Source organism: Mycobacterium florentinum, assembly GCF_010730355.1.
Taxonomy (GTDB): domain Bacteria; phylum Actinomycetota; class Actinomycetes; order Mycobacteriales; family Mycobacteriaceae; genus Mycobacterium; species Mycobacterium florentinum.
The window spans coordinates 2,310,042-2,323,119 of record NZ_AP022576.1 but is presented as its reverse complement, the minus strand read 5'-3'; the positions used below and the strand labels follow the sequence as shown (position 1 = coordinate 2,323,119).

Annotated in this window: 12 protein-coding genes; 11 read left to right on the top strand and 1 reads right to left on the bottom strand. The window is 67.1% G+C overall.

Annotated elements, in window-relative coordinates; genetic code table 11:
- A complete protein-coding gene (gene manA, locus G6N55_RS10855; RefSeq protein WP_085220021.1) occupies nucleotides 1-1,227 on the top strand; it encodes a mannose-6-phosphate isomerase, class I in 1,227 nt (408 codons plus the stop codon).
- Here manA and G6N55_RS10850 read toward each other — a convergent pair.
- Nucleotides 1,205-2,617: an FAD-dependent oxidoreductase gene (locus G6N55_RS10850; RefSeq protein ID WP_085220022.1), complete on the bottom strand. Its 1,413-nt coding sequence runs from the start codon at nucleotides 2,615-2,617 to the stop codon at nucleotides 1,205-1,207. The genes manA and G6N55_RS10850 overlap by 23 nt on opposite strands.
- A 66-nt stretch (nucleotides 2,618-2,683) precedes the next feature.
- Here G6N55_RS10850 and G6N55_RS10845 point away from each other — a divergent pair, with 66 nt between their 5' ends.
- The 10 genes from G6N55_RS10845 (at nucleotide 2,684) to lpqB (ending at nucleotide 13,077) form a co-directional block, all read left to right on the top strand.
- Entirely contained in the window at nucleotides 2,684-4,159 is a 1,476-nt protein-coding gene (locus G6N55_RS10845) for an amino acid permease (RefSeq protein WP_085220023.1), read from the top strand.
- A gap of 100 nt (nucleotides 4,160-4,259) precedes the next feature.
- Nucleotides 4,260-5,507: an alkane 1-monooxygenase gene (locus tag G6N55_RS10840; RefSeq protein WP_085220024.1), complete on the top strand. Its 1,248-nt coding sequence runs from the start codon at nucleotides 4,260-4,262 to the stop codon at nucleotides 5,505-5,507.
- Nucleotides 5,504-5,677, top strand: a complete 174-nt coding sequence (locus G6N55_RS10835; RefSeq protein WP_085220025.1) for a rubredoxin — start codon at nucleotides 5,504-5,506, stop codon at nucleotides 5,675-5,677. The genes G6N55_RS10840 and G6N55_RS10835 overlap by 4 nt, the downstream gene beginning before the upstream one ends.
- On the top strand, nucleotides 5,674-5,856 hold the full coding sequence (locus tag G6N55_RS10830; protein WP_085220026.1) for a rubredoxin: 183 nt from the start codon (nucleotides 5,674-5,676) through the stop codon (nucleotides 5,854-5,856). Before G6N55_RS10835 ends, G6N55_RS10830 begins: the two co-directional genes overlap by 4 nt.
- Nucleotides 5,857-5,883: 27 nt before the next feature.
- Nucleotides 5,884-6,555 carry a TetR family transcriptional regulator AlkX gene (alkX, locus tag G6N55_RS10825; protein WP_085220101.1) on the top strand — a complete coding sequence of 224 codons (672 nt, stop codon included), beginning with the start codon at nucleotides 5,884-5,886 and terminating at the stop codon, nucleotides 6,553-6,555.
- 117 nt (nucleotides 6,556-6,672) lie between these two features.
- On the top strand, nucleotides 6,673-8,130 hold the full coding sequence (gene ahcY / locus G6N55_RS10820; protein ID WP_085220027.1) for an adenosylhomocysteinase: 1,458 nt from the start codon (nucleotides 6,673-6,675) through the stop codon (nucleotides 8,128-8,130).
- 30 nt (nucleotides 8,131-8,160) lie between these two features.
- The gene (locus G6N55_RS10815; protein ID WP_085220028.1) at nucleotides 8,161-8,793 is read left to right on the top strand and encodes a dTMP kinase; all 633 of its coding nucleotides are present in this window, start codon (nucleotides 8,161-8,163) and stop codon (nucleotides 8,791-8,793) included.
- Nucleotides 8,794-8,895: 102 nt separating this feature from the next.
- The gene (mtrA, locus tag G6N55_RS10810) at nucleotides 8,896-9,582 is read left to right on the top strand and encodes a two-component system response regulator MtrA (protein ID WP_046187325.1); all 687 of its coding nucleotides are present in this window, start codon (nucleotides 8,896-8,898) and stop codon (nucleotides 9,580-9,582) included.
- 49 nt (nucleotides 9,583-9,631) lie between these two features.
- Nucleotides 9,632-11,323, top strand: coding sequence for an MtrAB system histidine kinase MtrB (gene mtrB, locus G6N55_RS10805; RefSeq protein WP_085220029.1), 1,692 nt, complete (start codon nucleotides 9,632-9,634; stop codon nucleotides 11,321-11,323).
- Complete coding sequence (lpqB, locus tag G6N55_RS10800; RefSeq protein WP_085220030.1) at nucleotides 11,323-13,077, top strand: MtrAB system accessory lipoprotein LpqB; 1,755 nt, start codon at nucleotides 11,323-11,325, stop codon at nucleotides 13,075-13,077. Before mtrB ends, lpqB begins: the two co-directional genes overlap by 1 nt.
- Nucleotide 13,078 lies beyond the last annotated feature (1 nt).

Below are 13,078 nucleotides of genomic sequence, written 5' to 3'. Positions count from 1 at the left end.
GTGGAACTGCTTCGCGGTGCTGTGCGGACGTACGCGTGGGGGTCGCGTACGGCCATCGCCGAATTCACCGGGCGTCCCGTGCCCGCGGCTCACCCCGAGGCCGAGCTCTGGTTCGGCGCGCATCCGGGGGACCCGGCCTTCCTGGAAACCGAGCAGGGCGAACTCTCGTTGCTGGAGGCGGTGACCGCCGATCCGGAGGGACAGCTCGGCTCCGCGTCGCGCGACCGGTTCGGTGACGTGCTGCCGTTCCTGGTCAAGGTGCTCGCCGCCGACGAACCGCTGTCGCTGCAGGCGCATCCGAGTGCCGAACAGGCCGTCGAGGGCTACCTGCGCGAGGAAAAGTTGGGCATTCCGGTGGCCTCGCCGGTCCGCAATTACCGCGACACATCGCACAAGCCCGAATTGCTGGTGGCGCTGCACTCATTCGAGGCGCTGGCCGGTTTTCGTCAGGCCTCCCGAACCATCGAGCTGCTGCGGGCCTTGGCCGTCACCGACCTCGACCCCTACATCGAACTGCTGAACGACCAGTCCGACGCCGACGGTCTGCGGGCGCTGTTCACCACCTGGATCACCGCGCCGCAGCCCGACGTCGATGTGTTGGTGTCGGCGGTGATCGACGGTACCATCCAGTACGTCAGTTCCGGCGCAACGGAATTCGCGGCCGAAGCCAGGACGGTGCTGGAACTCGGCGAACGCTACCCCGGGGACGCCGGGGTGCTGGCGTCGTTGTTGCTCAACCGGATCAGCCTGGCCGCCGGCGAGGCGCTCTTCATTCCGGCCGGCAACCTGCACACCTATCTGCGTGGCTTCGCGATCGAGGTTATGGCCAACTCCGACAACGTGTTACGCGGTGGGCTGACCCCCAAGCACGTCGACGTGCCCGAGTTGTTGCGGGTGCTGGACTTCGCGCCGACCGCCGAGGCGCAGCTGCGGCCACACGTGCATCGCGAGGGGCTGGGGCTGAGCTACGACACGCCGGCCGACGAGTTCGCGGTCGCGCTGCTGACCCTCGAGGGTGAGCATCTGGGCCACGAGGTCGACGCGTCGCCCAGCTATGACGGCCCCCAGATCTTGTTGTGCGCCGAGGGTTCCGCGGTGGTGCACGGCAAGTCTGCGTCGCTCACGCTGGAGCGCGGCATGGCCGCCTGGGTCGCGGCCGACGACGGCCCGGTCGGACTGGTCGCCCACCAGCCCGCCAAGTTGTTCAGGGCGACCGTAGGTTTGTGAGCGCCGCTGCGGCCCGTCGCGACCCGCGGCGCTCGCGCAGCCACAGCCGCAGATTGTGCGCCATGGCCCGCCCGATGATCCGCGGCGGCGGAACCATATAGAGGCTGTCGAGCAGCGAGAACCGGCGCAAAAACCATTCGGCGAGAACAGGTTCGGTTTCGGCGGCCCCGAGGAATTGATCGAACAGCGCTCCCGACGGCCGCCACCACCAGGGGATCGCCCCGCCGGCGCCGGCGTGGTGAAAGGCGACGTCGCCGATGGCGTTCATCGTCCACACCGGATACGTGGTCTTGGCGGTCGCCCGACTGAGCTCGCCGGCCAGGTCGCCATCCGCGGATCGCAACGCCCGCCGCAGATGACCGGCCTGCAGTGACGTCATCGTCATGCCCTGTCCGAAGGTGGGATTGAAGCTGACCACGGCGTCACCGAACGGGATGATGCCGGCCGGGAAGCGATTCAGCTTGTCGTAGCGGCGCCATTTACTGGCCGGGAAGGCGTGAAATGCCGGCGCACCAACGGGTTTGGCCAGGGTCAGCGCCTCGGTGAAATGTGGCGGGAGCAACTCGATGGCCAGCGTCAGCATTTCCGGGAACGTCGTCGGCGGCTTCGCTCCGGCGACGCCGAAGGTGGTCAGCACCCAGGTGCCGTCCTCGTAGCACAGCATGCCCATCCCCAGCGACTGGTCGTGGGAGGCGCCGGCTACCACCACCTTCTCCGCGATCGATCCCTCCGGGATGCGGAACTGGTGGCTGGCGTAGTTGATGCCGATCTCCAGGGTCTGCTCGGTGGGGCGCCGGTATCCCCACTGCGTCAACCAGACCGGTAGCCGAGTTCCCCGACCCGCCGCGTCGACGACGAGGTCGGCGCGAACGAATTCCGGCTCGCCGCCGTCGACGGGATCCAGCAGCACCCCGGTCACCCGCTGGCGCGCCGGGTCGAACCGCGGTTCGGCGACCGATCGCCGCAGGATCGCGACGTTGTCGATGTCGCGGACGCGGCTGCGTAACTGCCACTCCAGATGCGGCCGGCTGGGCACGTACGCGGTGAACTCGTCCCGCAGCGTGCGGCCCGTCCCGAGGACATGGCCCGCTGCACCCAGGTGGATGCAGTCCGGCCGGTTTTCCAGCATCGGCACGCCGGCGGCCACCATGTCCTTGAGCAGCCCCGGGAACAACGCCTCGAACTCGGTGGCCCCGCGTGCCATCAGCAAATGCAGATGCCGGTCTTGAGGAATCGTCGCGCGATTTGCCGGGGTGCTCGGCAGCTCGTCGCGCTCATAGACGCTGACCTGGGAATACCAATCCGAGAGCACCCGTGCGGCGCACAGTCCCGCGATGCTGGCGCCGATCACTACCGCGTGAGTTTGGATGTTGTCTGCGCCGTCCGGCATCTCAAGGGGGTACCCAGTACTGTGCGGTCCAACGACTTTCCGACGGCTCATGTGAAAGGGCGGCAGATGGCCAACCGATGGCGCACCAAGTCGGTCGAACAGTCCATCGCCGACACCGACGAGCCCGACACCCGGTTGCGCAAGGACCTCACCTGGTGGGACCTGACGGTGTTCGGCGTGGCCGTGGTGATCGGCGCCGGCATCTTCACGGTCACCGCATCGACTGCCGGCGATATCACCGGCCCGGCGATCTGGATATCGTTCGTGATCGCCGCGGTCACCTGCGCGCTGGCAGCGTTGTGCTACGCCGAATTCGCCTCGACACTGCCCGTCGCCGGCAGCGCGTACACCTTCTCCTATGCGACCTTCGGTGAGTTCCTGGCCTGGATCATCGGCTGGAATCTGTTGCTGGAATTGGCGATCGGTGCCGCCGTGGTGTCGAAAGGCTGGTCCAGCTATCTGGGTACGGTATTCGGATTCGCCGGAGGCACAGTGCATTTGGGCTCGATCGACCTCGACTGGGGCGCGCTGCTGATCGTCTTTCTGGTGGCGACGATGGTCGCCGTGGGCACCAAAGTGTCGTCGCGGATTTCCGCGGTGATCACCGCCATCAAGGTGTCGGTGGTCATCTTCGTCGTGGTGGTCGGCGTCTTCTACATCAAGGGATCCAACTACTCGCCGTTCATCCCCAAGCCGGAAGCCGGGCACGAGGCCAGCGGCATCAACCAGTCGGTGCTGTCACTGCTGACCGGGGCGCACAGCAGCCACTACGGCTGGTACGGCGTGCTGGCCGGCGCGTCGATCGTGTTCTTCGCGTTCATCGGATTCGACATCGTCGCGACGATGGCCGAGGAGACCAAACTCCCACAACGTGACGTGCCGCGGGGGATCCTGACGTCGCTGGCGGTGGTCACCGTCCTCTACATCGCGGTCTCCGTCGTGTTGTCGGGCATGGTGTCCTACACCCAGCTCAAGACCATGCCCGGCGGCAAGCCGGCCAACCTGGCCACCGCGTTCACCGCGAACGGGATCAACTGGGCGAGCGAGATCATCGCCATCGGGGCGCTGGCCGGGTTGACCACCGTGGTGATGGTGCTGGTGCTCGGGGGGTGCCGAGTGCTGTTCGCGATGGCGCGCGACGGCTTGTTGCCGCGGTCGTTGGCCAAGACCAGCTCACGCGGCACGCCGGTCCGGATCACCGTGCTGGTCGCGCTGGTGATCGCCGCGACGGCGTCGGTGTTTCCGATCAGCAAGCTCGAGGAGATGGTCAACGTCGGAACGTTGTTCGCGTTCGTCCTGGTATCCGCGGGGGTCATCGTGCTGCGTCGCACCCGCCCGGACCTGGAGCGCGGGTTCCGGGCGCCGTGGGTGCCCTTGCTGCCGATTGCCTCGATCTGCGCGTGCGTCTGGCTGATGGTGAACCTCACGGCGCTGACCTGGGTCCGGTTCGGTGTGTGGCTGGTGCTGGGAACCGCGATTTATCTCGGCTACGGATACCGCCACTCGGTGCAGGGGCGCCGGCAGGCCGAGCAGACGACGTAACCATCGGCTTTACAAAACAGCATCTTTTGTCTAGACAGAGGACGCAAGTAGCGGTATTGTCCAATCGCGACGTGGTGTGACTCACAAGGAGGTTTGGCATATGACCACACAGATCCAGGTGGCCGACGAGCTCGGTGCAACCGAGTGGCGCGACAAGAAGCGCCACCTGTGGCTGATGGGCCTGATTCCGCCGACGGCGTTGTTCGTGATGCTGCCGATCGTGTGGGGGCTGAACCAGTACGGCTGGCATGGCGCCGCCCAGGCGCCGCTGTGGATCGGGCCGATCCTGCTCTACGTCCTGCTGCCGATCCTGGACCTGCGATTCGGGCCCGACGGGCAGAATCCTCCCGACGAGGTGATGGAGCGGCTGGAGAACGACAAGTACTACCGCTACTGCACCTACATCTACATCCCGTTCCAGTACCTCAGCGTGGTGATGGGCGCCTACCTGTTCACCGCCTCGGACCTGGGATGGCTGGGCTTTGACGGCGGCCTGGGCTGGGTCGGCAAGATCGGCGTCGCGCTCTCGGTCGGCGTGCTCGGTGGCGTCGGCATCAACACCGCGCACGAGATGGGGCACAAGAAGGACTCGCTGGAGCGCTGGCTGTCCAAGATCACGCTGGCCCAGACCGCCTACGGCCACTTCTACATCGAGCACAACCGCGGCCACCACGTGCGCGTCTCCACACCCGAGGACCCGGCGTCGGCCCGCTTCGGCGAGACGTTCTGGGAGTTCCTGCCCCGCAGCGTGTTCGGTAGCCTGCGCTCATCGGTTCATCTCGAGGCGCAGCGGATCCGCCGGCTCGGCAAGAGCCCGTGGAACCCGAAGACCTACCTGGGCAACGACGTGCTCAACGCCTGGGCCATGTCGGTGGTGCTGTTCGGCGCGCTGATCGCGGTGTTCGGCGTCGGCGTGATTCCGTTCATCGTCATCCAGGCGGTCTTCGGCTTCTCGCTGCTGGAAACCGTCAACTACCTCGAGCACTACGGCCTGCTGCGGCAGACGAATGCCAACGGCCGTTACGAGCGCTGCGCCCCGGTGCACAGCTGGAACTCCGACCACATCGTCACCAACCTGTTCCTCTACCACCTGCAGCGGCACAGCGATCACCACGCCAACCCCACCCGGCGCTATCAGACGCTGCGCAGCATGGCGGGCGCGCCCAACCTACCCAGTGGGTACGCGTCGATGATCGCGCTGACCTACCTGCCGCCGGTGTGGCGCAAGGTGATGGACCACCGGGTGCTGGCGCACTACGACGGCGACATCACCAAGGTCAACGTCCACCCGCGGATGCGCGACAAGGTGCTGGCCAAGTACGGGACCACCGAAAAGGCTGCGGCATGACCGCCTACCGCTGCCCCGGCTGCGACTACACCTACGACGAAGCGAAAGGCGCTCCGCGGGAGGGCTTTCCCGCGGGCACGCCGTTCAGTGACATCCCCGACAACTGGGGCTGCCCTGACTGCGCCGTGCTGGAGAAAGTCGACTTCGAACCGATAGGAGTGCCCCGATGACCGACTACAAGCTTTTCATCTGCGTGCAGTGCGGATTCGAGTACGACGAGGCCAAGGGCTGGCCCGAGGATGGCATCGCCCCCGGCACCCGGTGGGACGAGATTCCCGACGACTGGAGCTGCCCGGACTGCGGCGCGGCAAAGTCCGACTTCGAGATGGTGGAGGTCGCGCGTCCGTAGCCGCCCGCCACGATGCAGAACGAAGTGATGAGGGGGAGCGGCGCAGTGATAGGAGCTATTGTCGCGCCTGTGAAGCGGATTCCTTACGCAGAGGCGTCGCGGAATCTGCTGCGCGACTCGGTGCTGGACGCGATGCGCGACCTGCTGCTGACCCGGGACTGGTCGGCGATCACGCTTTCCGACGTGGCCCGGGCCGCCGGCATCAGCCGGCAGACGATCTACAACGAGTTCGGCTCACGCCAGGGGCTGGCGCAGGGGTACGCCCTGCGCCTTGCCGATCGCCTGGTCGACGCCGTCCACGCCGCGATCGAGGCCAATGTCGGCCACATCTACGAGGCTTTCCTGCAGGGGTTTCGGTCCTTCTTCGCCGACTCGGCGGCCGACCCGCTGGTGATCTCGCTGTTGACCGGTGTCGCCAAGCCGGACCTGCTGCAGATCATCACCACCGACAGCGGGCCCATCATCACCCGGGCGTCGGACCGGCTGAGCTCGGCATTCACCCACAGCTGGGTAGCCACCAGCGACGAGGACGCCGGCGTGCTGGCACGCGCCATCGTGCGGCTCGCGTTGAGCTATGTGTCGATGCCGCCGGAGGCCGACCTGGGGGCACCTCCCGCTCGCGGGGGAGATGTCGCACGCGATCTTGCCCGTCTGATGACTCCTTTTGCCGAGCGCCACGGCGTCATCAACATCCCCTGACCTGGCGGACATTCAGCGCCGACTACAGTGGCGCAAGAGCGTACCCAAGCTAACTAAAGCCACGTAGTCCGCTCATAACCTTGATCTCCCTGAGCCGCAGTAAGGAACAGACACGCCATGACTCTGACCGCCGACGTTCGTAACGGCATCGACTTCAAGATCGCCGACTTGTCGCTCGCGGAATTTGGCCGCAAGGAACTGGACCTGGCCGAGTACGAGATGCCCGGCCTGATGTCGCTGCGTCGCGAGTACGCCGACGTGCAACCGCTGAAGGGCGCGCGGATCTCGGGGTCGCTGCACATGACCGTGCAGACCGCGGTGCTGATCGAGACGCTGACCTCGCTGGGCGCCGAGGTCCGCTGGGCCTCCTGCAACATCTTCTCGACCCAGGACCACGCGGCGGCGGCGGTCGTCGTCGGCCCGCACGGCACGCCGGAGGAGCCCAAGGGCGTCCCGGTGTTCGCCTGGAAGGGCGAGTCGCTGGAGGAGTACTGGTGGTGCGCCGAGCAGATGCTCACCTGGGAGGGCGAGCCGGCCAACATGATCCTGGATGACGGCGGCGACGCCACCATGATGGTGCTGCGCGGCGCGCAGTACGAGAAGGCCGGCGTCGTGCCACCCGCCGAGGACGACGACTCGGCCGAATGGAAGGTCTTCCTGGGCGTGCTGCGGCGCCGCTTCGAGACCGACAAGACCAAGTGGACGAAGATCGCCGAGTCGGTCAAGGGCGTCACCGAGGAGACGACCACCGGCGTGCTGCGCCTCTACCAGTTCGCCGCGGCCGGCGACCTGGCCTTCCCGGCGATCAACGTCAACGACTCGGTGACCAAGTCCAAGTTCGACAACAAGTACGGCACCCGGCACTCGCTGATCGACGGCATCAACCGCGGCACCGACGCGCTGATCGGCGGCAAGAACGTCCTGATCTGTGGTTACGGCGACGTGGGCAAGGGCTGCGCGGAAGCCGCCAAGGGCCAGGGCGCCCGCGTCTCGGTCACCGAGATCGACCCGATCAACGCGCTGCAGGCGCTGATGGAGGGCTTCAACGTGGTGCGCGTCGAGGACGCCATCGGCGACGCCGACATCGTCGTGACGTCGACGGGCAACAAGGACATCATCTTGCTGGAGCACATGAAGGCGATGAAGGACCACGCCATCCTGGGCAACATCGGCCACTTCGACAACGAGATCGACATGGCCGCGCTGGAGCGCTCCGGCGCGACGAAGCTCAACATCAAGCCGCAGGTCGACCTGTGGACGTTCGGCGACAGCGGCAAGTCGATCATCGTGCTCTCCGAGGGTCGGCTGCTGAACCTGGGTAACGCCACCGGGCACCCGTCGTTCGTGATGAGCAACAGCTTCGCCAACCAGACGATCGCCCAGATCGAGCTGTGGACCAAGAACGACGAGTACGACAATGAGGTGTACCGGCTGCCCAAGCACCTGGACGAGAAGGTGGCGCGCATCCACGTCGAGGCGCTCGGCGGCCAGCTGACCAAGCTCACCAAGGAGCAGGCCGAATACCTCGGCGTCGACGTCGACGGCCCGTACAAGCCGGACCACTACCGCTACTGATCGCTCGAGGCGCCGGATAGGCTCGGCGCCGTGCTGATCGCGATCGAGGGCGTCGACGGCTCCGGCAAGCGGACGCTGACCGAAGGGCTGAAAGCCGCGTTCGAGGCTGCCGGCAAGTCGGTGGCGACGATGGCCTTCCCGCGTTACGGGCAATCGGTGACCGCCGACATCGCGGCGGAGGCGCTGCACGGCCAGCACGGGGACCTCGCGTCGTCGGTGTATGCGATGGCGATGCTCTTCGCGCTCGACCGCGCCGGTGCGGTCGAGGACATCGCCGCCCGCAGGCGCGACCATGACGTGCTGATTCTCGATCGCTACGTCGCCTCCAACGCCGCCTACAGCGCCGCGCGCCTGCACCAGGACGCGGCGGGGGACGCGGCCGCCTGGGTGTACGAGCTGGAATTCGGGCGGCTCGGGCTGCCCGCGCCGGATTGTCAGGTGCTGCTCGGGGTGTCCGCCGAGCTCGCCGGGCAGCGGGCCCGCAGCCGCGCGGAATCCGATCCCACCCGTCCACGCGACAGCTACGAACGCGACGACGGGCTACAGCAGCGCACCCGCGCGGTGTACGCCGGACTAGCCGATGCGGGCTGGGGAGGGCGGTGGCTGGTGGTCGACGCTGACGTCGATCCGGGGAGCCTCGCGGCCGATTTGATCTTGGGATAGGCACCGAATAGGCCGCGAATAGCACAAATTTGTCACGATTTGCCCTTATCCAAGAAGAAACGCCCGTGTGGCGCCCGAGTTTTGTCCCGATCTGGTGACACCATGGACTCCATGAGGCAAAGGATTTTGGTCGTCGACGACGACGCTTCGCTCGCGGAGATGCTGACCATCGTTCTTCGTGGGGAGGGCTTCGACACTGCGGTCATCGGTGATGGCACGCAGGCTCTGACCGCGGTGCGCGAGCTGCGGCCCGACCTGGTGCTGCTTGACCTGATGTTGCCGGGCATGAACGGCATCGACGTGTGCCGGGTGTTGCGCTCCGATTCGGGCGTTCCGATTGTGATGCTGACTGCCAAGACCGACACCGTGGATGTGGTGCTGGGCCTGGAGTCGGGTGCAGACGACTACATCATGAAGCCGTTCAAGCCCAAGGAGCTGGTCGCCCGGGTGCGAGCGCGGCTGCGGCGCAACGACGACGAGCCGGCCGAGATGCTCTCGATCGCCGATGTCGAGATCGATGTGCCGGCACACAAGGTCACCCGCAACGGTGAGCAGATCTCGCTGACCCCGCTGGAGTTCGACCTGCTGGTAGCGCTGGCACGCAAACCGCGCCAGGTGTTTACTCGTGATGTACTGCTCGAACAGGTGTGGGGATACCGTCACCCAGCGGACACTCGTTTGGTGAATGTGCACGTCCAGCGTCTGCGGGCCAAGGTCGAGAAAGACCCGGAAAACCCGACTGTGGTGTTGACCGTTCGAGGAGTGGGTTACAAGGCCGGACCTCCGTGATCCGCGGCGGCGCCGGTGTAGGACGTCGCGAAGATGAGGAGCGCCGCCATTGATCTGGGGCTCGCGGCGACGTATTCACGGTCACCGCTGGGGGCGCACCGGCCCCATGACTCGGGGCATGAGTGCGCTGAGTCGAGCCGTCGGCATTGCCTGGCGCCGTTCGCTGCAACTGCGAGTCGTGGCGTTGACGCTCGGATTGTCGTTGACCGTGATCTTGGCGCTCGGCTTCGTGCTGACCAGCCAGGTCACCAACCGCGTTCTTGACGTCAAGGTCAAGGCGGGCGTCGAGCAGATCGAACGGGCGCGCACGACGGTCGGCGGGATCGTCAACGGCGAGGAGACACGCTCGCTGGACAGCAGCCTGCAGCTGGCCCGCAACACGTTGACATCGAAAACCGATCCGTCCTCTGGTCCCGGTCTTGCCGGTGCGTTCGACGTGGTGCTGATGGTGCCGGGCGACGGCCCGCGCGCCGCGACCGCCGCCGGACCGGTCGACCAGGTGCCCGCCTCATTGCGCGGCTTCGTCAAGGCCGGGCAGGCGGCCTACCAGTACGCCACGGTGCACACCGAAGGCTTCTCGGGACCGGCACTGATCGTCGGCACGCCGGCGTCGTCGCAGGTGGCCAACCTGGAGCTGTACCTGATCTTCCCGCTGGCCAGTGAGCAGGCCACGATCACGCTGGTGCGCGGCACGATGATCACCGGCGGCGCGGTGCTGCTGGTGTTGCTGGCCGGGATCGCGCTGCTGGTATCGCGCCAGGTGGTGGTGCCGGTGCGCTCGGCGTCGCGGATCGCCGAGCGGTTCGCCGAGGGGCACCTGTCCGAGCGCATGCCGGTGCGCGGTGAAGACGACATGGCACGACTGGCGGTGTCGTTCAACGACATGGCCGAGAGTCTGTCGCGGCAGATCACCCAGCTCGAGGAGTTCGGCAACCTGCAGCGCCGGTTCACCTCCGACGTCAGCCACGAACTGCGTACACCGCTGACCACGGTGCGGATGGCCGCCGACTTGATCTACGACCACAGCTCCGAGCTCGACCCGACCCTGCAGCGCTCCACGGAGCTGATGGTCAACGAGCTCGATCGCTTCGAGACGCTGCTCAACGACCTGCTGGAAATCTCCCGGCACGACGCGGGTGTGGCCGAACTGTCGGTGGAGGCGGTCGATCTGCGCACGACGGTGCAGAGCGCGCTGGGCAATGTCGGCCACCTTTCCGAAGACGCCGGCATCGAGCTGCTGGTGGACATGCCCGCCGAAGAGGTGATCGCCGAGGTCGATCCGCGGCGGGTGGAGCGCATCCTGCGCAACCTGATCGCCAACGCCATCGACCACGCCGAGCACAAACCGGTGCGGATCCGGATGGGCGTCGACGAGGACACCGTCGCTGTCACGGTCCGCGACTACGGGGTGGGGTTGCGGCCTGGCGAGGAGAAGCTGGTGTTCAGCAGGTTCTGGCGCTCGGACCCGTCGCGGGTGCGGCGCTCCGGCGGGACCGGGCTGGGTCTGGCGATCAGCGTCGAGGATGCCCGCCTGCACCAGGGCCGGCTGGAGGCGTGGGGTGAGCCCGGTCAGGGCGCCTGCTTCCGGCTGACGCTTCCGCTGATCCGCGGCCACAAGGTCACCACCAGCCCGTTGCCGATGAAACCGATACCGCAACCGGCCCCGCCGGCCGGGGAGCCCGGGCAACCGCCGGGCAAGGAGCATGCGCGCCAACCCGAGCACGCCGAGCGGAGCCTGTGATGCGGCGGCTTTACGTCGCGGTGCTCGCGGTGCTGCTCGCCGGCTGCGCGGGGGTTCCGAGCACGTCGGCGCCGCAGGCCATCGGCACCGTCGAGCGGCCCGCACCGTCGAACCTGCCCAAACCGACCCCCGGCATGGATCCCGACGTGTTGCTCCGCGAATTCCTCAAGGCCACAGCCGATCCGGCGAACCGGCACCTGGCGGCGCGGCAGTTCCTCACCCAGTCGGCATCCAATTCCTGGGACGACGCCGGTAGCGCACTGCTGATCGACCACGTGGTGTTTGTCGAAACCCGTGGCGCCGAACGTGTTTCGGCGACCATGCGGGCCGACATCCTGGGCTCGCTGTCCGACGTCGGGGTGTTCGAAACGGCCGAGGGCGTGCTGCCCGATCCCGGCGCGATCGAGTTGGTCAAGACGTCCGGCGGCTGGCGAATCGACAAACTGCCCAACGGCGTCTTCCTGGACTGGCAACAGTTTCAGGCCACCTATAAGCGCAACACGCTGTACTTCGCCGACCCGACCGGCAAGACGGTGGTGCCCGACCCGCGCTATGTCGCGGTCTCCGATCACGATCAGCTGCCCACCGAACTCATCTCCAAGCTGTTGGCCGGACCGCGGCCCGAGATGGCGCACACGGTACGCAACCTGCTCGCCCCGCCGCTGCGGCTACGCGGTCCGGTGACCCGGGCCGACGGCGGCAAGAACGGGATCGGGCGGGGCTACGGCGGTGCCCGCATCGATCTGCAGAAGCTCTCCACCACCGACCCGCACAGTAGGCAATTGCTTGCCGCGCAGATCATTTGGACGCTGGCCCGAGCCGACATCCGGGGCCCGTATGTGATCAATGCCGACGGCGCGCCGCTGGACGACAGGTTCGCCGAAGGGTGGACCACCTCAGACGTCGCCGCCACCGACCCGGGCGTGGCCGATGGCGCCGGCGCGGGGCTGCACGCGCTGATCAACGGATCGCTGGTCGGCCTGGACGGGCAGCGGACCAGCACGGTGCCCGGCGCGTTCGGCCGGATGGGCGACCAGACGCTGGCCGCGTTGTCGCGCAGCGGGCGGCAGGTGGCGTCCGTCGTGACCCTGCACCGCGGCGCTCCGGACATGGCGGAGTCGTTGTGGATCGGTGATCTCGGTGGCGAGGCGGTTCAATCCGCCGACGGGCACAGCCTGTCGCGTCCCAGCTGGGCGCTGGACGACGCGGTATGGGTGGTGGTGGACGGCAATAACGTGTTGCGGGCCATCCAGGAACCGGCATCCGGGCAACCCGCGCGCCTCCCGGTGGATTCCGGGGCGGTGGCGAGCAAGTTCCCGGGACCGATCAGCGACCTGCAACTGTCCCGCGACGGCACGCGGGCCGCGATGGTGATCGGCGGCGAGGTCATTCTCGCCGGTGTCGAGCAGACCCAGGCCGGGCAGTACGCGCTGACCTATCCCCGGCGGTTGGGTTTCGGGCTGGGCAATACGGTGGTGTCCCTGTACTGGCGCACCGGCGACGACATGGTGGTGACCCGCAACGACCTCGCCCATCCGGTCTCGTACGTGAACCTCGACGGGGTGAACTCCGACGCCCCGGCGCACGGTTTGCAGATTCCGCTGACCGCGATCGCGGCCAACCCGTCGACCGTCTATGTCGCGGCTCCGCAAGGCGTGCTGCAGTATTCGGCGTCCGCACCGGAAAGTCAGCAGACCTGGTCGGACGTCCCGGGCTTGATGACCGGCGGCGCCGCTCCGGTGCTGCCGGGCTAGA

Bases quoted from the DNA above. Each gene is read 5' to 3' on its own strand.
- G6N55_RS10850 (WP_085220022.1), bottom strand. From the start codon at position 2,617: ATGCCGGACGGCGCAGACAACATCCAAACTCACGCGGTAGTGATCGGC.
- G6N55_RS10845 (WP_085220023.1), top strand. From the start codon at position 2,684: ATGGCCAACCGATGGCGCACCAAGTCGGTCGAACAGTCCATCGCCGAC.
- G6N55_RS10840 (WP_085220024.1), top strand. From the start codon at position 4,260: ATGACCACACAGATCCAGGTGGCCGACGAGCTCGGTGCAACCGAGTGG.
- G6N55_RS10835 (WP_085220025.1), top strand. From the start codon at position 5,504: ATGACCGCCTACCGCTGCCCCGGCTGCGACTACACCTACGACGAAGCG.
- G6N55_RS10830 (WP_085220026.1), top strand. From the start codon at position 5,674: ATGACCGACTACAAGCTTTTCATCTGCGTGCAGTGCGGATTCGAGTAC.
- alkX (WP_085220101.1), top strand. From the start codon at position 5,884: ATGAGGGGGAGCGGCGCAGTGATAGGAGCTATTGTCGCGCCTGTGAAG.
- ahcY (WP_085220027.1), top strand. From the start codon at position 6,673: ATGACTCTGACCGCCGACGTTCGTAACGGCATCGACTTCAAGATCGCC.
- mtrA (WP_046187325.1), top strand. From the start codon at position 8,896: ATGGACTCCATGAGGCAAAGGATTTTGGTCGTCGACGACGACGCTTCG.
- lpqB (WP_085220030.1), top strand. From the start codon at position 11,323: ATGCGGCGGCTTTACGTCGCGGTGCTCGCGGTGCTGCTCGCCGGCTGC.